Origin of the sequence: Frigoribacterium sp. VKM Ac-1396 (genome assembly GCF_015350895.1) — a bacterium.
In the GTDB taxonomy this organism is placed as follows: domain Bacteria; phylum Actinomycetota; class Actinomycetes; order Actinomycetales; family Microbacteriaceae; genus Frigoribacterium.
On record NZ_JADKSD010000002.1, the window covers coordinates 159,778 to 178,568 of the forward strand.

Here is an 18,791-nt window from a genome sequence, read left to right on the forward strand (position 1 = left end):
AGAACGGAAGGACCACATGACTGCCACCCGACCCCTGGCCGGACTCGCGGCGATCGTCTTCTTCGTCCTGGGGGCGCCGCTCACGGCGGCTGCCGGCGACTTCACGCCCGAGCCGGCTCCGACGTCGCTTCCCGTCGCCGGACGGTCGACGGATTCGATCGATGCCATCGCAGCAGCGGAGGAGTCCGCGCAGGACGGTGCCGAAGCCCTGGAGGACGGCGAGTACGTGGGCCCGGCGAGTGACCTTCCCCGACTGAAGGAAGCCATGGCTCGGCAGAGCGATCTGCTGACCGTCCCCGCGCCGTGCGGGACGAGGCTCGACTGGTACCGGGTGATCGACTGGTCTGGCAACACCTACTGCTTCAGCAACGCGGGGAACCGCTTCGTCAACATCTGGAACGTCCGCAGCCTCTGCCCCGGCAACAACACCGGCCGGGTGATGTACCAAGCGGACAACACGATGTACAACTCGGTCTGGCGCTCAGGGCACAGCAACTGGTCGCAGTGCTACCACTTCTCCTTCGGGCCCACGGTCCACAAGATCGAGATCCGGTGACGCGCTCATCGACGCGACGTGTCGGCCCGATCGTGTCGGTCGTCGTCACGGCCATGGTCCTCACCGCGACTGCCCGGCTCCTCTTCTTCCGCCCCTGGGACGAGGCAGCACACTCTGCGCCCGGTGACAGGCCGAACCCGGTCGACACACGTACCTCCGAAGAAGCCACGGCACCGCCGTCGCCACCGCCCGGTTTCGACCCTCACGCCGACGACGAGTTCGCCGGGTGGGAGCTCCCGTCCGACGGCGAGTACGTGGGCCCGGCGAACTGAGGGGGGCTGGAAGCCCGTCGAGGCCGGTGGCAGCACCGCGCCTCCTGCGTCGAGGGTTCTGGTCCGGCGGGGTCGGCCGGTTCGACGGCCTGGGTCAGTGCGCGCGCCCGTACCGTTCGCCGACGGGGATCTCGACCGCGACCGTGTTGCCGGGCTGCGCGAGCGGGCACGCCCAGGCGGGGTCGTAGGCGCAGCTCGGGTTGTAGGCGAAGTTGAAGTCGAGCACGATCGTGCCGGGCTCGCCGCCGGCCCCGAGGTCGGCGCCCTTGACCGAGTCGATCAGGTACCGTCCGCCGCCGTAGGTGCCGCCGGGCTTGCCGGCCAGGGCGTCCTTGACCGGGATGAACAGGCCGCCCGCGTACTGCGCCAGCTTCCACACGTCGAGGCTGCCGACGCCGGGCACGTCGACGACGCCGACCAGGTCGAACAGCACGTCGCCGTCGGTGCCGGTCTCGACGACCATCCGGCGCGGCGCGGCGGGCTCGACCGCGACCTCGAAGCGCCAGGCCGGGTCGTAGGGCTTCGTCGGCAGGCCGGTGAAGTCGGGGCGGTCCTCGGGCAGCAGCGGGGTCGACGGGTGCGTCGAGAACAGGTCGTCACGGGTGCGCCGCCACAGGTCGTGTGCCGCCGCCAGGTCGGTCGCCTCGCGCACGTCGCGGTAGAGCCCGTGGATCGTCCGGCGCCACGACGCGATGTCGAGGGCGCCCTGGGCGGGCGTCGATGCGGGCGCCGGCGCGGTGGTCTCGGCCGAGGTGTCGGCGGCGGTGTCGGCGGCGGTGTCGGCGGGAGACGAGGAGGCGCTGGTCGGGTCGGTCACCCCTGCCACCGTACGCAGGCGGTCACCGCCGCGCCCGTGGCTCCCTCACAGGTCGCGCACCCGTCCACAGCCCACCCTCGTGGCCCCGGGCACGGGCGCCCCGTGGCTACGCTCGCCCCATGACGACCGACACCACGACCACCGATCCCACCGTCACCCCGGCAGACCTGGTGCAGCTGCACCGCGCGATCGAGGTCGCACGAGATGCCCGCGACCACGGCAACCACCCGTTCGGCTCGCTGCTGCTCACGGCTCGTGGCGACGTCGTCGAGGCCGTGAACACCGTCGTCACCGAAGGCGACCCGACCGGCCATGCCGAGACGAACCTCGTCCGGCTCGTGGCGCAGCGGTTCGACAAGCCGACGCTGAAGGCCGCGACGCTCTACACGAGCACCGAGCCGTGCGCGATGTGCGCCGGCGCGATCCACTGGGCCGGCATCGGCCGGGTCGTCTACGCGCTCGCCGAGCAGCAGTTGCTCGGCATGGTGACCGAGCAAGAAGGCGAGTCGACCCTCGACCTGCCCTGCCGCGAGGTCTTCGCCCGGGGCGGAGGCGCGGTGTCGGTGTCGGGCCCGGCCCTGTTCGACGAGGCGTCCGCCGTGCACGCCGGCTTCTGGGGCTGACGCCGGCCGATATGCGGGCGACCCCCGCGTTCTGCGCGGACCCCCTGCCGAGGCGGATTGCTGGACGCCGCTCGAGGGGGTCGGTGCCGACCGACGGTCAGGCGTGCTTGGGGTGGGTCGAGGCGCCGCGCCAGGTGGGGGCGAGGGCCTTCATGCGCAGGGCCCGCCACTGCCAGGTCGCCCAGAGACCGGGCCAGAGCAGCACGCCGAGCGGACCGGCGTGGAACTCGAGGCGGTCGCGCAACAGCGTGTGCCCCGCGCCGTCCGGCACGACGGCCATCCGGTGGTTGATGCGCATGCGGGCGAACTGGCCGCTCGTCCCGCGTCCCGTGTCGCGCTGGATCCACGCCCCGTCGCGTTCGTGCCAGTCGAGGTCGACGTGCGTGCTGCCGAGCGGCAGGACGCCGAGGATGCTCGCCGACACCGGGTGCGCCTCCTCGGTCCAGCGGTCGGGGAAGCCCGACGGCGACTCGGACCGGTAGACCACGAGCGGCTTCGTCACCGCGACCATCACGCGGGGGTCGCGCAGGGCGTCGGTCGCGACGTCGACGGAACAGGCGAGGCGGAGCTTGAGCTGCACGTGCATGCACCGATCCAACTCCCGCCGCCTGATCGCGGCCGTCGGCCCGGTCCGTCATGTCGCGTCACGCACGGGCGACGCCCCATAGCGGCTGCCTAGGCTGGTCCGATGAGTTCGCACGGCCAGCAGAAGTACCAGGTGAGGTTCGACCACGGGGTGGCCGGAGCGGCGCGCGTCGCACCCGGGGCTCACGTCGTCGTCGTGGTCGACGTGCTCGACGGCCACGGCACGCTGAGCCGTGACGAGACCGTGCGGGCGGTCGCCGAGCTCACCGACGTCGCTCGCGACGCCGACCTCGTGCTCGTCACCGCGGCGGACGCGGCGGCCGACGTCGCCCGGCACGTGGTCGAGCGCCAGGCCCGTCGAGGCGACCGGGCCCTCGTCGCGATCGTCGCCGCCGGGGCGGTCGAGCCCGACGGGTTCCGGCCCGCCGTCGAGGACCAGCTCGCCGCCGGCACGGTCGTCGACGCGCTCGCCGCGGTCGGCATCGACTTCTCGTCACCCGAGGCGGCTGCCGCGTGCGCCGCCGCCGTGGCGCTGCGGCGGGCCTCGTCGCACCTGCTGACGGCGTCGGCCTCGGCCGCCGAGCTGGTGGCGACCGACCGGGGTGACGTGGTCGACGCGGCCCGCGCCTCCTCGTCCGGTGAGGGCGTCGCCGTGGTCGTCCGGGCAGGCTCCGTCGAGGAATCAACCCTGCCGGCGTAGCGTTGCAGCGAGAGCGACCCTGACGTCGCCCCGACCCGCAGGAGGAACCATGAAGGCAGTGCTCACCGACGGAACCGTCGTCGCCGAGGCCGCGAAAGACGAGCTGATCTCGATCGAGGGCAACTGGTACTTCCCTCCCGCGAGCGTCCACACCGAGCTGCTCACCGAGAGCCCGACGCAGTACCACTGCCCGTGGAAGGGCGACACCCAGTACTTCAGCGTGAAGTCGGGCGACGACCTGCTGCAGGACCGCGCCTGGAGCTACCCCACGCCCATCCCGACCTCGTTCGACCGCGTCGGCAAGGACTACTCGGGCTACGTCGCCTTCTGGAAGGACGTCTCGGTCGTCGACTGACGCTCGTCGCCGGACGCACGCCGCTCGACGCTCGTCGCCGGACGCACTGCGCCACGAACTGAACACCCCGCCACGACATCTCGTGGCGGGGTGTTCAGTTCGTGGCGGCGTAGCGCAGTGGGGCAGGGCTGGGCAGGGCGGGGCAGGGCTGGGCAGGGCTGGGCAGGGCGGGGCAGGGCTGGGCAGGGCTGGGCAGGGCGGGGCTGGGCAGCGCCGGGTCGGGTCGGGCCAGCCGGTGTCGGCGCCGACCGTCGTGGCCGACGCCGCCTCAGCCCCGTGCGGCCCGTGCCCGGTGCGCCCGCACCTTCGCCCGGTTGCCGCACCGCTGCATCGAGCACCAGCGGCGGCTGCCCGCCCGCGACTCGTCGAAGAACACGAGCCCGCACGCCTCGTTCGAGCACCGACGGAGGCGCGAGTCCGGTCCGCCACCGAACCCGACGGTCGTGAAGAGGGTCACCGCGTCGCGCGCCACCGACGCCATCGCCTGCCCGAGCCGCAGGCGCCCGGCCCCCGCTTGGCGGCGGCCGCCCTCGAGCGACGGAGGGACGTCCGGCAGCGCGGCGAACAGGTTGAGCGTGTCGACGTCGTCCGGGTCGGTCGAGGTGCCGTCGGCCGCGGCCACGGCGAGCCGGGCGATCGCGTCGCGCAGGCCCCGGGCGTCGGCGAGCTCGCGGTCGCCGGCCGAACCGGCGATGCCGTCGAAGCGTTCGCGCGTCCAGTCGTCGAGGTCGGCCGGCAGCAGCAGGCCGTCCCACGGCGTCGACCCGTCGGCGGGCAGGTCGAGGCCGGACTCCGGCCCGAAGCGCGACCCGGCCCGGAACCCGCCGAGGTACGCGAAGTCGAGGCTGAGCGCCCCCGAGTCGAAGAACCACCGGGTGTCGGTGTCGGATCTGAGCCACTGTCCGGTCTGCACCTGACCACCCTAACCGGTTACGCGCCTCCTGCCTGTCGCATCCCCATCGAACGGCACGCCAGGGCTCGGCACGGCGACGTGCCGGGAGGCGCGGCGTCAGACCTCGCGCTTCGTCCAGGTGATCAGGTGCGCGGGGTCGTACCGCCGCGAGCAGCGGCCGCAGGCGAGCGGCCGGGCCGGCTGGCGGTACCGGTAGTGCTCGTGCCCCGCGGGGCAGACGCCGACCCACGGGGCGAGTTCGCTGGCGATGGCTCCGTCGTGCAGGCGCGAACCGACGTAGCCGAGGTCGGTCGCCACGGCCTTCCACTTCGGGCCGTGCCCCGCGCGCGACCCGGCGAGGGCGTGGGCGACCTCGTGCAGCAGCACCTGGTGGATCTCGTCGTCGTCGTAGCGGCCCGCGAGGTGCCGCGAGACCGTGATGCGCTTGGTCGTGTAGTTGCACAGGCCCGCGCGGGTCTTCGCGTTGTCGAAGCCGAAGCTCCAGACGGAGGGGTCGAGGTGCAGGTCGATGAGCGCGGCGGCCCAGCGCCGCACCCGGTCGAGGTCGGCCACGTCGGGGTCAGGAGGCGCGGGTCAGCGACGCGGGAAAGGCCAGGTGGTGGGCTCGTCGTCGCGCGGGAGGCCGTCGACCACGCCGGTCACGCCGGTGCCCCCGGTGCGGGGTCGGTCGCCGGCCGGGCGCCCGTCGCCGTCGGTGGGACGCGGGGCGGCACGGCGCTCGGCGTCGAACTCGTCGGAGTCGCGGTCGCGGTGGCCGGCGGCGCGCTCGGCGAGGTGGCTGATCTTGCCCCAGAGCCCCCCGTCCCGCGGAGCCGCGGGAGCCGTCGCCGCGACCTTCTCGGCCCGGGCGGCAGCGGCCTCGGCGACGGGCGACGCGGCGGCCTCGTCGGGCATCGACTCGGGGTCGAAGCTGATCGCGGCCGTGCGCGCGGCGTCCATGGGCTGACGGGCCGGCACCGCGCCTCCGTCGTCGGTGGAGGCGGAGGTGGACGTGAAGTCCGAGACCGAGCTCGAGCTCGAGCCCGAGTCGGCGTCGGACGCCGACGACACGTCGGAGGCCGTGGCTGGGGCCGACGACCCTCCGTAGAGCCCGGCGATGCCGTCGAAGCGGGGCACCTGCACGCGCCCCTGGGCAGCGTTCGCCCGGGGGGCGGGAGCGGGGGCGGCAGGCGAGGCGGGGGCGAGCGGCTGCAGCGGCACCGGGTTGGTGTCGCCCGCGGCCGGGGCCTCGAGGCGGGGCTGGGGGCCGGTGTCGCTGAGGTAGGCGCGCATGACGCCCTCGATCGCGACCCGTAGGCCGTTGGTGCGGTCGCGCGGAGCGCCGGAGGCCTCGTACGCCTCGAGCGCCTTCGCGAGCGTCTCGCGGGCCTCTTCGTTGCGGCCGAGGTCGTAGAGCGTGTAGCCCTCGAGCTCGGCGGCGGCCGCCTCGAGCTCGCGCCACTCTTCGGTGGCGGACGTGATGCGGCTGGTGTGCAGGTCGTTCAGGGCCCGGTCGAGCTTGCCCTGCTCGCGGAAGATGTGCGCTCGGCGGATGCGGGCAGCCGTCGAGTCGGCGCGGTCGCCGGTGAAGTGGGCCAGGCGGAAGGCCTCTTCGGCGATCGCCAGGGCCTCGTCGAGTCGGCCGAGCAGGCGCAGCAGGTCGGCCCGCTCGCCGAGGGCGTCCGTGCTGCGGCTCTGGCCGAGGGCGGCCAGCCGGGCCTCGGCGGCCGGCACGTCGACGGCCGTGCGCAGGCTGATCGGGTCGAATCCGCCGGCACCCCCGATGCCCCGGACGACGGGCGCGGCGAGACCCGGCGGCACGGTCTGGGGGCGGGCGCTGCCGGGTGCTGTCGTGTCGGGTCGGTCGTGCTGGCTCATCGAGTACGAGGGTAACCGCCCGGCCCCCGAACAGGCCGCGCGGCGCGCAGCGTGTGGGGGAGTGTCGGGGCCGATGTGCGCGACCCGACCCGCGCCTCCTCGGGTCGCGTGCAGATCACGACCCGCGCCTCCTCGGGTCGGACGGGCCGTTACGGGAGCGGGGTGAGCGGGACGCTGACGATGCGGTCGTCGTCGGCGGCCGGTGCTCCGCGCCCGTCGGTGTTGTTCGTGACGAGCCAGAGGGTGCCGTCGGGCCCGGGCAGGACGTCGCGGATGCGACCGAGCGAGGCCGAGCCGGTGAACAGCTCGACCGGCTGCGCCTCGGAGCCGGGGGCGGCCTGGATCTCGAACAGCTTCTCGCCGCCGAGCCCGGCCAGGTAGAGCGTGGTGCCGACGGCGGTCAGCCCGCTCGGGCTCGCCTCGTCGGTCGACCACTGCAGCACGGGGTTCGAGAAGCCCTCGACCTCGCCCCGGCCCTCGACCTCGGGCCAGCCGTAGTTCGCACCGGCCTCGAGGGCGTTCAGCTCGTCGTAGGTGTTCTGGCCGAACTCGGCGGCCCAGGCCGCGCCGGTGGCGTCCCAGGCGATGCCCTGCGGGTTGCGGTGACCGAGCGTGTAGACGAGCGACCCGGCGGTCGGGTTGTCGTCGGGCACCCCGCCGACCGGCGTCGCCCGCAGGATCTTGCCGCCGAGCGAGCCGCGGTCCTGGGCGTTCGGCCGCTGGTTCGCGTCGCCCGTCGTCACGTAGAGCAGGCCGTCGGGGCCGAAGGCGATGCGGCCGCCGTCGTGGTTGCTGGCCTTGGGGATGCCCGTGATCACGGCCTCTTGTTCGCCGAGGCCGTACGAGCCGGCCTCGCCCGTGATCGGCGCCCGCACCACGCGGTTGTCGTCCGACGTCGTGGCGTAGGCGTAGAGGTACGACGGCGACCCGGGCAGGACGGCGAGGCCGAGCAGCCCGCCCTCGCCCTCGTGGACGACGCCGTCGATCGTGCCGGCCTCGCGCGTGCTGCCGTCGGCGAGCAGCTCGAGCACCGTGCCGGTGTCGCGCAGGCTGACGAACGACGATCCGGTGTCGAGTCGCACGACCGACCAGGGCGCGGCCAGGTCGGTGGCGACGTCCGTCGGCTCGGCGTCGGCCGCGACGGTGACGCCGGCCGTGCCGGTGGTCGGCGCGACCGGGGCGGGGCCCGCGACGGCGGTCGGATCGGTCGGGGTCTCGGACGCCGGGCGGGTGGCGGCCTGGCCACCCGATCCGGGGGCGTCGGCCCCGGCGGTGCAACCGACGAGCAGGACGGCGGTGACCGCCGCCATCGTGCCGACGGCGAGCCGGTGCCGTGTGGTGCGGGGTGTCGTGATCATGATCGCGCCTCCTGCGGTCAAGGCAAGCGGACGACCGGCGCGACCGCACCCGTCGTCACCACACCGTGACCGGCTTCGCAGCCGGTGCCCAGCCCGGCCGACGGCCTGACCCGGTCGACGGCATGACCCGGCCGACGGCGCGGCCTGGCCCGGCGACCCGCCTACGCGCGCGGGCTGAGCTCGGCGCGCAGCGGCCAGTCCTGGCCCTCGAGGATCAGCTGGGCGCCGGCGCCGGTCCGCACGTTGACGACGATCGGCGCCAACAGGTTGACCGTCATGCCGGTCGCCGCGGGCGTCGCGACGACGAGCAGCAGGGCCTCGGCGGGGTCGTGCAGGTCGAGGGAGTCGGTCTGCTCGTCGGTCACGACCGGCGAGTAGTCGGGCAGGTGCACCGACGCGTCGAGCACGAAGAGACGCGTCTCCGAGCCGGCGGCGCGCAGGGCGAACAGGCCGGTCGCACCCTCGATGCGTTCGAGGGCGAAGTCGACGAGCGGTTCGAGACCGAACGGAGGCGCGGTGAACGAGACGACGGAGCCGCTGACCTCGCGGGCTGCCTGCGCGCTCATCGGAGGAAGTCCATCAGCGAGGGCTGCAGCACCTTGGCGGTGACCGCGAGGGCCGCCTGGTACGACGTGTTCTGCATCTGCAGGTCGAGCACGGCCTGGCCGAGATCGAGGTCCATGATGCCGGCGCGATGCGCCTCGAGCGTGGTCTTGGTGTCCAAGAGGGTGTCCTCGGCTCTCAGGATCTGGGACTGTCGTGCCCCGATGTCGGACTGTACGCCGCGCAGGGACGTCAGTCGGGCGTCGACCTCGGTGAGCCGTGAGCCCACGTTGACGCCGGCGCGGAGGTCGGTGGTGATGCGGTCGAGCAGGCTGAACACCGAGTCGTCGCCGGTGCCGAACGCCGCGGCCCCGTCGGCGTCGACCCGGACGCTCGTCTCGCTGCCGACCTGGCGGGTGACGGCGGACCCGGGGGTGCCGGTGAAGCCGAAGTCGGCCCGGAAGGCGACGCCCGCGTCCGAGGTGCCGGCGAAGACGCTGCGCCCCGCGTAGGTCGTGTTGGCCCGGGTGAGCAGGTCGGACTTCAGGCCGTCGAGCTCGGTGGCGATGGCGTCGAGGGACGTCTGCGACTGGGCACCCGTGTTGGCGCCCTGCACCGTGAGGTCGCGCACGCGCTTCAGCACGTCGTCGGCGGCCGAGAGGGCCGAGTCGGCGGTCGAGAGCCAGGCGTTCGCGTCGCCGGCGTTGCGGCTCCACTGCGCGTTCGCGGCCTGGTCCGCCTTGACCCGCAGGGCCTCGGCGGTGCCGGTCGGGTCGTCGGACGGCTTCGAGATGCGCTCGAGGGTCGAGGCGCGCTCCTGGGCCTCGGACACCCGGGCCTTGCTGACGGTCAGGTGCCGCTGGGCGTCCAGTACGGCCATCTGGTTGGTCGTGCGGGTGATCATCGGTTACCTCCCGACCCGTCCCATGCCGTTGATCAACGTGTCGAGCATCTCGTCGATCGCGGTCATGACGCGGGCGGCGCCCTGGTAGGCGTGCTGATAGGTGAGCAGGTTGACGTTCTCCTCGTCGAGGCTGACCCCGGCCGTCGAGAGTTGCCGGTTCTTCGCCGACGTGGCCGAGAGGTCGGTCAGCGTCGAGCGGTCGGACTCGGTCTGCGCGACGGCGCCGATGGTGCTGACGATCGTCCCCCAGGCGCGGTCGGGCGAGCCGGTCGAGAGGCCGATCTGGCCGATGGCGCGGGCGACCGAGCCGTCGAGGGCGCCGCCGGTGCCGTTGCCCGAGGCGATCGTCGCGGCACTCGTCGGCACGACGGTCAGGCCGCGGGCCGCGGGGACGCCGGCCGTGAACGCGAAGAACGCATGACCGGTGGTGCCGTCGGCCGTGGTCCCGGTGGCGTGCACCGCGTTGACCTGGGTCGCGAGCTGGGTCGCGAGGGCGTCGTAGCTCGCGGCCGCCTCGGCGAGGACCCCGCCGGCGCCGCCGGGCTCGGCCGGAGCGAGCACCGACAGCGAGCCGGCGATGCTGCCGCCGTCCAGCGCGACGGCGTCGCCGGGACGGTGGGTCCACTCGAGCGACACCCCCGCCGTGGCGGTGGCCAGGGTGTAGTCGCCGGTCACGCGCACCTGCCGGGCCGAGTCGCCCGACACGAGGGCGTTGCCCCCGACGAGGACGTCGACCGTGCCGTCCGCGTTGTCGCGCACCGTGCCTCCGGCGAGCGTGGCGATCTTCTCGGTCAGCACCGAGCGGGCGTCGACCAGCTCGTTCGTGCTGACGCCCTGCTGCTGGGCGGTGCGGATGCGCACGTTCAGGTCGGCGACCTGGGTCGCGGCCGTGTTGAGCTGCGAGGCGAGGCCGTCGACCTGCTGGCGCTGGGCCGTCCACTGGTCGTCCACCGCCTTGTAGCCGCTCGCGAGCGTGCCCGCGATGGTCTGCGCCTGCCCGAGCAGGACGGCGGCGGGGGCCGCGGCCGACGGGTTGTTCGAGACGTCCTGCCAGGCCGACCAGAACTTCGTGAGCTGCGTCGAGAGCCCGGTCGTGCCCGGCTCGGCCAACGACGACTCGAGGGCGGCGGTCACCGAGGCCCGGACCCCCTGGTAGCCCGCGGCGCCCGCGGCGCCGCGCACCTGGGCGTCCGCGAACCGGTCGCCGATGCGGGCGATGCCGTCGACCGACGCGCCCTGGCCCGGTTGCACCCCGGTCGAGTACAGGCCGACGCGGGCCGCCGCCTCGATCGAGGACTGGGTCACCCGCTGGCGTGTGTAACCGTCGGTGTTGACGTTGGCGATGTTCTGCCCGACCACGTCGAGACCCGTGCGCGCCGCGGTCAGGCCACGGTAGGCCGTGTTGAGCCCGCCGAAGGTGCTGCCCATCTCAGAGCCGCCCGTCGAACAGATGACCGCCGGAGGCGCTGGCCGAGTTCACGTGGCCGGTCCGGCCGGTCGCGTCGTACGTCGCGGTCGCGGGGCCGGTCGAGGCGGTCGCCAACGTCTCTTGCGTGGCCCGGGCCGCGGCCCGGAGGAACCGCTCGTTCTCGTCGCGCAGCTGCGCGATGCGTCCGGTCAGTTCGGTCATGGCGCGCAGGTGGGCGGTGAAGATCTCGCCCCACGGGCCGGCCGGGGCCGCCGAGATGATCTCGCGCAGCGGGGCCTCCTCGTCGGTTCCCCATTCGCGGGCGACGGCCGAGACCTCGACGCTGCGCTCGAGCCCCGCCGAGCGCAGGCGACCCAGCACCTGCTCGACCTCGCGGGTCGCGTGGTCGACCCAGCGGCTGCGGCCCGCGGTGAGCAGCAACTGCTCCTCCTCGAGCTTGAAGGTCAGCAGCTCGAGCAGCTCGCGCTCTCGCCAGAGCAGCGCGGAGAGTTCGTTCGCGCCCATGGGGGCCTCCTCGGTCGGGGCATCGGGTGGTCTGTGTACGGCAAGTCGTCGGCGAGGACTGCCTGACGTCCTCTGCACGGGTCACTATCGGCGGAGGCGCGGCGTGCGTTAGTGGCCGACCCGAGCGTCCTCCCAGCGGCGCCTAGCCTTAAACCACCGCTCGAAGGAAGGGGCGTTCCGACCCAGTACGGGGGTGAGGGCACGGGGTGTGTCCCCCGAAGGGATGACGCCCGTTCCCCCGCACTGGGGGCAGTCCCGCCCTGCCGCCGCCCCCCTCCCGCTCGGTAGCGTTGCAGAGCAGCGACGGGCCCCGACGGGCCGGTCTCGGCAGCACCACACGCGGTCCCGCCGTCTTCTCGGACGGTGACCCGCGCCTCCTCGGCGAACCCTGTCGACGTGCCCTGATCAGAGGGCTCTTCGTCGCGCCCGGAGTCACGATCACCGGACCGAGAGGTCCCCTTCGCACTGGGAGTCGCGATGAACCGCACCGAACGAAACGCCATGGTGGTGGAGAACCTGCCGCTGGTGGGCTACCTCGTCTCCGAGGTCTGCGCCCGCGCCACCCACCTCTCGCGTGACGACCTCGCGTCGGTCGGTGCCGTCGCCCTCGTCCAGGCCGCGGACGCCTTCGACCCCACCCTGGGCATCCCGTTCGGCGCCTACGCCCGCACCCGCATCGTCGGCGCCTTCGCCGACGACATGCGCTCGGGCGACTGGGCCAGCCGCGGCACCCGCAAGCGCATCAAGGAGACCCTCGCGGTGCAGGAGGCGCTGACCGCCTCGCTCGGTCGCACGCCCAGCGTGGACGAGGTCGCCGGCGCCCTCGGCGTGGACCGTCAGACCGCGGCGAACGCCCTGACCGACGCGGCCCGCACCGTCTCGGCACTCGACGACACCGTCGCCGACCACCTCGCGGCCGACATCCCCCTGCCCGAGGAGAACCTGCTCGTGTCGGAGCGCAGTCGCTACGTGGCCGCCGCCGTCGAGGCCCTGCCCGAGCGCATGCGCCTCATCGTCGAGGGCGTCTACTTCGGCGACCGGACCGTCACCGAGATCGCCGACGAGCTGGGCATCACCCACTCCGCCGTCTCGCAGCAGCGCACCGAGGCCGTCCGGCTGCTGCGCGACGCCCTCGAGGCGCACTACGCCGACGACCCCGACGTCGAGTTCGCGCCGCTCTCGAAGACCGCCCCGGCCCGTCGCAGCGCCTACCTGTCGCGCGTCGCGACCAACGCTGCCGTCGGCATCGCCCGGGCCATGCGCGAGCCCGAGGCGACCACCGTCGCCACCGCGGTCTGAGACCGCCGAAAAAACTTCTGCGGCTGACTAACAGCCGCGGTCGGCCGGCCGACAGTAGCCGGTGTCAGCCCACGGACGGGCAGACGAACACCACCCAGTCACGGAGGAGAACACCATGGGTATGCAGATCAACACCAACCTCGCGGCCAACAACACGTACCGCAACCTGAACGCCACGCAGAACGACCTGTCGAAGAGCCTCGAGAAGCTCTCGTCGGGCCTCCGCATCAACCGTGCCGCTGATGACGCGGCCGGCCTCGCGATCTCCGAGGGCCTGCGTTCGCAGGTCGGCGGACTGACCGTCGCCGCACGCAACGCCCAGGACGGCATCTCGGTCGTCCAGACCGCTGAAGGTGGCCTCACCGAGGTGCACTCGATCCTCCAGCGTGTCCGCGACCTCGCCGTCCAGGCCGGCAACGACTCGAACAACGCCGAGTCGCGCAAGGCCATCAGCACCGAGGTCACGGCGCTGACCGACGAGCTGAGCCGCATCTCGACCTCGACGAAGTTCAACGGCACGAGCCTGCTGGACAGCAACCAGAGCCTCAAGTTCCAGGTCGGTGCCAACGGTTCGACCGAGGATCAGATCACGGTCGACCTGTCGGGTGCGAACGTCACCAAGATCACCGCCGCCCTCGGCACCGGCTCCACCGCCTCGGGCACGACGTTCGCCGTCACCACCGCCGACCTCGTCGGCGGCGCGACCGCGACCTTCAAGTCGTCGGTCGGAACGGCCGACGTCTCGGAGATCACCACGGGTGCGCTCAAGGGCTCGGGCACCGCCGGTGCCTTCAAGAGCGTCGACGAGTACGCGACCGCCCTGAACGGCGACGCGACCTTCTCGGCGAACTTCAAGGCGACGACGGTCCGCAACGCCGACGGTGCTGCCACCGGCATCGCGGTCACCGCCCTCAACGGCGGAACGGTCGACGTCACGGCTCCTGCCGACGGCATCGCGGCCGGTGACGCCTCGGGCACCACCTCGACGGGCATCTCGTTCGAGTCCGCTGCCGCGGCCCAGAACGCGATCAAGGTCATCGACCAGCAGATCACCAACGTGTCGACGGCTCGTTCGAACCTCGGTGCCGTGCAGAACCGCTTCGAGCACGCCATCAACGTGACGAACGTGGCGAAGGAGAACCTGACGGCGGCCGAGTCGCGCATCCGCGACACCGACATGGCTCAGGAGATGGTCAAGTACACCCGCTCGAACATCCTCAGCCAGGCCGGCACCGCGATGCTCGCGCAGGCGAACCAGAGCACCCAGGGCGTCCTGTCGCTCCTCCGCTAGTCGGAGAGCGTCCCGACGGCCGCTCCCAGCGGTCGCCGGACGACACCCGGGCCTGACGCGTGACCGGCACGCGGCGAGTCGAGAGCTGATCCTCTCGGCCGTCGCGTGCCGGCCGCGTCGCTCACCTCGACCACGCCCCCGACCCCCGACCCCCGACCCCCGACCCCCGACCCCCGACCCTCGACCTGCGACAGGAGCACCCCATGGCCAGCGTCGGCATCGACGGGCTCGCGAGCAGCCTCGACACCACCAGCCTGATCAACAACCTGATCAAACTCGAGGGCACCCCCCAGACCCTGCTGAAGAACAAGGTCAGCGCCGCCACCAGCTTCATCACGTCCATGCAGACGTTGAACGCCCAGGTCTCGGCACTCGCCGACACCGCGAAGACCGCGGCGAAGCCCGCCTCGCTGCAGGCCTTCACGGCGACGAGCAGCGCCACCTCCGTCAGCGCGTCGGCCGGGGCCAGGGCCGCCGCCGGCTCGATCGAGTTCGTCGTCGGCGCCACCGCGCAGGCGAAGACCGCGGTGACCGCGGCGATGACCGCCTGGCCCGCCGAACCCGCCGTCCTGACCTTCACCTCGGCCGCCGGCAAGGCCGTCGAGGTCACCGCCGCGTCCGGCTCGCTCGACGACGTCGTCAGCGCCGTGAACGCCTCGGGCGCCAGCGTCAGCGCCCTCAAGGTCGCCTCGGGCAAGGACGCCTCGGGCGCCGTGCAGTACCGTCTGCAGCTCACCTCGACCGCGACCGGTGCGGCCGGCGACTTCTCGGTGCATCGTGGCACGGCCGCCGAGGTCGACGCCGGGACCGCCCCCGACCTGCTGACCGAGCCGGGTGCCGCCGTCGTCAAGACCGCCCGCGACGCGTCACTCACCCTCTACGCCGGCACCACCGCCGAGCAGGTCGTGACCAGCTCGTCGAACACCTTCGCCGACCTGTTGCCCGGAGTCTCGGTGACCGTCTCGACCGCCGCCGTGTCGGCCACGCCGGTCTCCGTGACCGTCGGGCGCGACGCCGCCGCCGCCGGCAAGGTGGCGTCGGGCCTCGTCTCGAGCCTCAACGCGGTGCTCTCGGCAATCACGGCCGGGCAGGCCACGACGACCAGCACGAGCGCGACCGGCACCTCGACGGTGAAGGGTGGCGCCTACACGGGCGACTCGTCGGTTCGTGCGGCCCAGACCGCCCTGCAGGCGGCCGCGTCGGCTCCGGTCGACGGCCGATCGCCTTCGAGCATCGGCGTCAGCATCTCGCGGGACGGCACCTTCGCGTACGACGCGGACAAGTTCTCGGCCGCCCTGGCCGCCGACCCGGCCGGCACGCAGTCGATGCTGAGCACGCTGGCGGACCGGGTGGCCAAGGCCGCGACCACTGCCTCGGACAAGACGACCGGGACGTTGACCCAGGTGATCACCGGACAGCAGTCGGTCGTGAAGGACCTCGGCGTCCGCATCGCCGACTGGGACCTCCGTCTCACCGCCAGGCGCGCGACACTCCAGACCACCTACAACAACCTCGAGGTCAAGCTGCAGTCGTTGCAGGCGCAGTCGACCTGGCTCAGCAGCCAGATCACCTCCCTGACCGCATCGACGAGCAGCTGACCATGAACGCACAAGGATTCGCCGCCTTCGCCGCGGCGAGCGGCCCCGCCGCCACCGCCCAGCGCCAGCGGGCGCAGTACACCTCGGACGCCGTGCTCTCGGCCACGCCGGTGCAGCTCGTCACGATGCTCTACGACCGCCTCATGCTCGACCTGTCGCGCGCCGAGGCCGCCCAGGTCGCGGGTTCGTGGCTCGTCGCCGGCGAGCAGCTCGTGCACGCGCAGGCGATCGTCGCCGAGTTGTCGTCGTCGCTCAAGATCGACGTGTGGGACGGCGGCGAGGGCCTGCTGGCGCTGTACGGCTACGCGTCGACCGCCCTGATCAACGCGAACGTGCACCGCGACGTGGCGCTCACGCGCGAGGTCGTCGGCCTGCTCGAACCGCTCCGCCAGGCGTGGCACGAGGCGGGCGCCTCGCTGCAGACCTCGACGGTCGCCCCCACCGGAGCCCTCGGTGTCGCCTAGGACCGAGCAGACACACGCCGCGTGGCGCGCCGCCCTGGACGACCTGGAGGCGCTGGTCGCCGAGGCGGACGTGTCGCCTTCGGCAGGCGGCCCCGCGACGGCGGCCGGGCCGACGTCGACGACACCGCGACGCTGGACGCCCCCGACCGGGCTGGGTCCGCTGCCGCACGAGCTCGCGAGCCGCGCCTCCTCGTTGGCGGAGCGCCAGCGCGGCGTGCTCGACCGCCTCGAGGCCGCCCGTGCCGCCGTGCTGCAGCACCTCGGTGCCGTGCGCTCGGTCGAGGCGTCGCACGAGCCGTCGCGCCCGGTCTACCTCGACGCGACCGGCTGAGACCGAGCACGGACCGGCCCGGCCGGCCCGGCCCGGCCGGAGCCGGCCCGGAGCCTCAGCCGAAGGGGATGACCCCGACGAGGACGGCCACGACGAGCATCACGACCGAGACGACGGCCGCCCGCCAGAGCACCTTCTTGTGGTGGTCGCCGAGGTTGACGTTCGCCAGGCTGACGAGCAGCAGGATCGCCGGCACGAGCGGGCTCTGCAGGTGCACGGGCTGGCCGATCACCGAGGCGCGGGCCATCTCGACCGGGTCGATGCCGAACGCCGACGCGCTCTGGGCGAGCACGGGCAGGATGCCGAAGTAGAACGCGTCGTTGCTCATGAAGAAGGTGAGCGGCAAGCTGAGCAGCCCGGTGATCACGGCCAGGTACGGGCCCATCTCGTTCGGGATCACCTGCACGAGCCACTGCGCCATCGCGTCGACCATGCCCGTGCCGTTGAGCACGCCGATCAGCACGCCGGCGGCGAAGACCATCGAGACGACGCCGACGATGCTCGGCGCGTGGGCCACGATCTCGGCCGACTGCTGCTTCACCTTCGGGAAGTTGATCAGCAGGGCGACCGCGACGCCGACCATGAACACGTAGGCGAGCGGGAAGAGGTCGAGCACGAGCAGCACCATCACGACGACGGTCAGCGCGAAGTTGAACCAGATCAGCTTCGGTCGCAGCGTCTCGCGCGACGGGTCGAGCATGGTGTCGGCCATCGTGCCGGTCATCGGGGTGCCGTTCTCGCTGCCGCCGGTGCCGGGGTTGTCGACCGCGCGCTCGCCGGGGGCGTCGGCACGGCTGCCGTCGGCGCGACCGCCGCGGAGGCCGAGCGCGACCGTGGGGCTGGTGAACATCGAGACGCCGACGCCCGCCTTGCCCGGGCCACCGCCGCGGGCGGCCGTGGCCAGCTCGCGCGACAGGGGCGACATCTTCTCGGCCGCCGCGGCGAGCACCGAGCCGCCGAGCTCGACGGTGCCGAGGCGGCGACGCTCGCGCAGGCCCATCAACCAGGCGAAGGCGAACACGATGACGAGGCCGACGATCAGCGACGGCACCAGCGGCACGAAGATGTCGGACGGCGCCACGTTCAGCGCGGCCGCGGCGCGGACGGTCGGCCCACCCCACGGCACGATGTTGAGCGTGCCGTTCGCCAGGCCGGCGACGCAGGTCAGCACGACCGGGCTCATGCCGAGCTTCAGGTAGATCGGCAGCATGGCGGCGGTCGTCACGATGAAGGTGGTCGACCCGTCGCCGTCGAGCGAGACCGCACCGGCCAGCAGGGCCGTGCCGAGCACGATCTTCGCCGGGTCGTTGCCCGTGACGCGCAGGATGAACCGCACCAGCGGGTCGAAGAGGCCGACGTCGATCATCAGGCCGAAGTACATGATCGCGAACATCAGCAACGCCGCAGTCGGGGCCAGGTCGCCGATCGCCTCGATCACCATGTCGCCGATGCCGAGACCGGCCCCCGCGAACAGGCCGAAGATGGTCGGCACCATGATCAGGGCGAGCATCGGCGACAGCCGCTTGGTCATGATCAGCACCATGAAGGTGGCGATCATCAGATAGCCGAGGATGACGAGCATCAGGACTCCTTCGTCCAGTTCGTGTGTCCGGGCACGCTAGCGGCGGCCGGGCAGCCCCGTCGCGCTTGTGCGCATTGGCCGACTATCGCGCGTTCGGGGCGTTCTGCGCGTTCTGCTCAGGGAAGCCGCGCCTCCTGGTCCGTCGCCTGCCGACCCGACCCGCCGACACGCACCCGGCCCCGGCACGACACCGCGTTCCGTGCACCGCACCGCGACTAGACGAGGTGCGGTGCACGAAACGCGGTGCGGTGGTGGCGGGACGTCACTCGGCGGGCGGCCCTGCGGTCCGGCGGGCCAGCCGCCGCACCACGAGGGCATAGGCCCCGAACGCGGCCGCGCCGATCGCCAGCAGCGTCAGGCCGACCACGAGCATCCACGGGGCGCCTCCCGAGACGATCCGGGCGAGTGTCAGACCGAGCCCGACCGCGACGATGGTGAAGACGACGGCCATGACCGGCTCCCACCAGGTCTGGCCGACGAGGTCACGCCGCTCGACCGGAAGGCCGTCGTCCTGTCGTCGGGCAGCGAGCTGCCACCGGTCCCGGATCTCGAGGCCGATGACGGGCCCCCACATGATCGCCCCGCCGCTGCCGGTCTCGAGCACGATCGCCACGCCCAACGTGACGAGCGTGCCGGCCAGGAACCACCACGGGAACACCGTGCGCAGCGGGACGACACGTCTCACCCGGCCGCCCCGGGTCCGCTTCGGCTGCGGCTGCGGCTGCGGCTGCGGCTCGGTCGGCATGGCCCGAGCCTAGGCAGCGTCCGGCCGATCCGCCCACGACACCGCGTTCCGTGCACGACACCGCG

Annotated in this window: 21 protein-coding genes; 9 read left to right on the forward strand and 12 right to left on the reverse strand. The window is 72.9% G+C overall.

What is annotated here, in order from left to right; all coding sequences use genetic code 11:
* Positions 1-16 precede the first annotated feature (16 nt).
* Positions 17-556, forward strand: a complete 540-nt coding sequence (locus ITJ55_RS07805; protein ID WP_194594918.1) for a hypothetical protein — start codon at positions 17-19, stop codon at positions 554-556.
* Between the two features lie 366 nt (positions 557-922).
* Here the strand turns inward: ITJ55_RS07805 and ITJ55_RS07810 are convergent, their stop codons facing one another.
* A complete protein-coding gene (locus ITJ55_RS07810; RefSeq protein WP_370544146.1) occupies positions 923-1,522 on the reverse strand; it encodes a DUF1684 domain-containing protein in 600 nt (199 codons plus the stop codon).
* Between the two features lie 242 nt (positions 1,523-1,764).
* Here ITJ55_RS07810 and ITJ55_RS07815 point away from each other — a divergent pair, with 242 nt between their 5' ends.
* Positions 1,765-2,268: a nucleoside deaminase gene (locus tag ITJ55_RS07815; protein WP_194594920.1), complete on the forward strand. Its 504-nt coding sequence runs from the start codon at positions 1,765-1,767 to the stop codon at positions 2,266-2,268.
* Between the two features lie 97 nt (positions 2,269-2,365).
* Here ITJ55_RS07815 and ITJ55_RS07820 read toward each other — a convergent pair whose 3' ends face one another.
* On the reverse strand, positions 2,366-2,854 hold the full coding sequence (locus tag ITJ55_RS07820) for a hypothetical protein (RefSeq protein ID WP_056259839.1): 489 nt from the start codon (positions 2,852-2,854) through the stop codon (positions 2,366-2,368).
* A 102-nt stretch (positions 2,855-2,956) separates the two neighbouring features.
* Here ITJ55_RS07820 and ITJ55_RS07825 point away from each other — a divergent pair, with 102 nt between their 5' ends.
* Together ITJ55_RS07825 and ITJ55_RS07830 are read left to right on the forward strand one after the other, a co-directional pair.
* Entirely contained in the window at positions 2,957-3,553 is a 597-nt protein-coding gene (locus ITJ55_RS07825) for a hypothetical protein (RefSeq protein WP_194594921.1), read from the forward strand.
* A 49-nt stretch (positions 3,554-3,602) separates the two neighbouring features.
* Positions 3,603-3,908, forward strand: coding sequence for a DUF427 domain-containing protein (locus ITJ55_RS07830; RefSeq protein ID WP_194594922.1), 306 nt, complete (start codon positions 3,603-3,605; stop codon positions 3,906-3,908).
* Positions 3,909-4,176: 268 nt separating this feature from the next.
* Here the strand turns inward: ITJ55_RS07830 and ITJ55_RS07835 are convergent, their stop codons facing one another.
* The 8 genes from ITJ55_RS07835 to ITJ55_RS07870 all read right to left on the reverse strand — a co-directional run bounded on the left by ITJ55_RS07835 (position 4,177) and on the right by ITJ55_RS07870 (position 11,416).
* Positions 4,177-4,821, reverse strand: a complete 645-nt coding sequence (locus ITJ55_RS07835; RefSeq protein ID WP_056259835.1) for a CGNR zinc finger domain-containing protein — start codon at positions 4,819-4,821, stop codon at positions 4,177-4,179.
* 96 nt (positions 4,822-4,917) lie between these two features.
* Positions 4,918-5,373 carry a SprT-like domain-containing protein gene (locus ITJ55_RS07840; RefSeq protein ID WP_194594923.1) on the reverse strand — a complete coding sequence of 152 codons (456 nt, stop codon included), beginning with the start codon at positions 5,371-5,373 and terminating at the stop codon, positions 4,918-4,920.
* A gap of 21 nt (positions 5,374-5,394) precedes the next feature.
* Positions 5,395-6,678, reverse strand: a complete 1,284-nt coding sequence (locus ITJ55_RS07845; RefSeq protein WP_194594924.1) for a hypothetical protein — start codon at positions 6,676-6,678, stop codon at positions 5,395-5,397.
* Positions 6,679-6,827: 149 nt separating this feature from the next.
* Positions 6,828-8,036 carry a sorbosone dehydrogenase family protein gene (locus ITJ55_RS07850; protein WP_194594925.1) on the reverse strand — a complete coding sequence of 403 codons (1,209 nt, stop codon included), beginning with the start codon at positions 8,034-8,036 and terminating at the stop codon, positions 6,828-6,830.
* 161 nt (positions 8,037-8,197) lie between these two features.
* The gene (locus ITJ55_RS07855) at positions 8,198-8,602 is read right to left on the reverse strand and encodes a flagellar assembly protein FliW (protein WP_194594926.1); all 405 of its coding nucleotides are present in this window, start codon (positions 8,600-8,602) and stop codon (positions 8,198-8,200) included.
* Positions 8,599-9,483: a flagellar hook-associated protein FlgL gene (flgL, locus tag ITJ55_RS07860; protein ID WP_194594927.1), complete on the reverse strand. Its 885-nt coding sequence runs from the start codon at positions 9,481-9,483 to the stop codon at positions 8,599-8,601. The genes ITJ55_RS07855 and flgL overlap by 4 nt, the downstream gene beginning before the upstream one ends.
* Positions 9,484-9,486: 3 nt before the next feature.
* Complete coding sequence (gene flgK, locus ITJ55_RS07865; protein ID WP_194594928.1) at positions 9,487-10,911, reverse strand: flagellar hook-associated protein FlgK; 1,425 nt, start codon at positions 10,909-10,911, stop codon at positions 9,487-9,489.
* Position 10,912: 1 nt separating this feature from the next.
* A complete protein-coding gene (locus ITJ55_RS07870; protein WP_194594929.1) occupies positions 10,913-11,416 on the reverse strand; it encodes a flagellar protein FlgN in 504 nt (167 codons plus the stop codon).
* 477 nt (positions 11,417-11,893) lie between these two features.
* Here ITJ55_RS07870 and ITJ55_RS07875 point away from each other — a divergent pair, with 477 nt between their 5' ends.
* The 5 genes from ITJ55_RS07875 to ITJ55_RS07895 all read left to right on the forward strand — a co-directional run bounded on the left by ITJ55_RS07875 (position 11,894) and on the right by ITJ55_RS07895 (position 16,399).
* Complete coding sequence (locus ITJ55_RS07875; protein WP_194594930.1) at positions 11,894-12,715, forward strand: sigma-70 family RNA polymerase sigma factor; 822 nt, start codon at positions 11,894-11,896, stop codon at positions 12,713-12,715.
* 115 nt (positions 12,716-12,830) lie between these two features.
* A complete protein-coding gene (locus tag ITJ55_RS07880) occupies positions 12,831-14,006 on the forward strand; it encodes a flagellin (protein WP_194594931.1) in 1,176 nt (391 codons plus the stop codon).
* A gap of 203 nt (positions 14,007-14,209) precedes the next feature.
* A complete protein-coding gene (fliD, locus tag ITJ55_RS07885; protein WP_194594932.1) occupies positions 14,210-15,604 on the forward strand; it encodes a flagellar filament capping protein FliD in 1,395 nt (464 codons plus the stop codon).
* A gap of 2 nt (positions 15,605-15,606) precedes the next feature.
* A complete protein-coding gene (fliS, locus tag ITJ55_RS07890; RefSeq protein ID WP_194594933.1) occupies positions 15,607-16,068 on the forward strand; it encodes a flagellar export chaperone FliS in 462 nt (153 codons plus the stop codon).
* Entirely contained in the window at positions 16,058-16,399 is a 342-nt protein-coding gene (locus ITJ55_RS07895) for a hypothetical protein (RefSeq protein WP_194594934.1), read from the forward strand. Before fliS ends, ITJ55_RS07895 begins: the two co-directional genes overlap by 11 nt.
* Before the next feature lie 55 nt (positions 16,400-16,454).
* Here the strand turns inward: ITJ55_RS07895 and ITJ55_RS07900 are convergent, their stop codons facing one another.
* Both ITJ55_RS07900 and ITJ55_RS07905 read right to left on the reverse strand, forming a co-directional pair.
* Positions 16,455-17,981, reverse strand: a complete 1,527-nt coding sequence (locus tag ITJ55_RS07900; RefSeq protein ID WP_194594935.1) for a CitMHS family transporter — start codon at positions 17,979-17,981, stop codon at positions 16,455-16,457.
* Positions 17,982-18,243: 262 nt separating this feature from the next.
* Complete coding sequence (locus ITJ55_RS07905; RefSeq protein ID WP_194594936.1) at positions 18,244-18,726, reverse strand: hypothetical protein; 483 nt, start codon at positions 18,724-18,726, stop codon at positions 18,244-18,246.
* Positions 18,727-18,791: the final 65 nt, after the last annotated feature.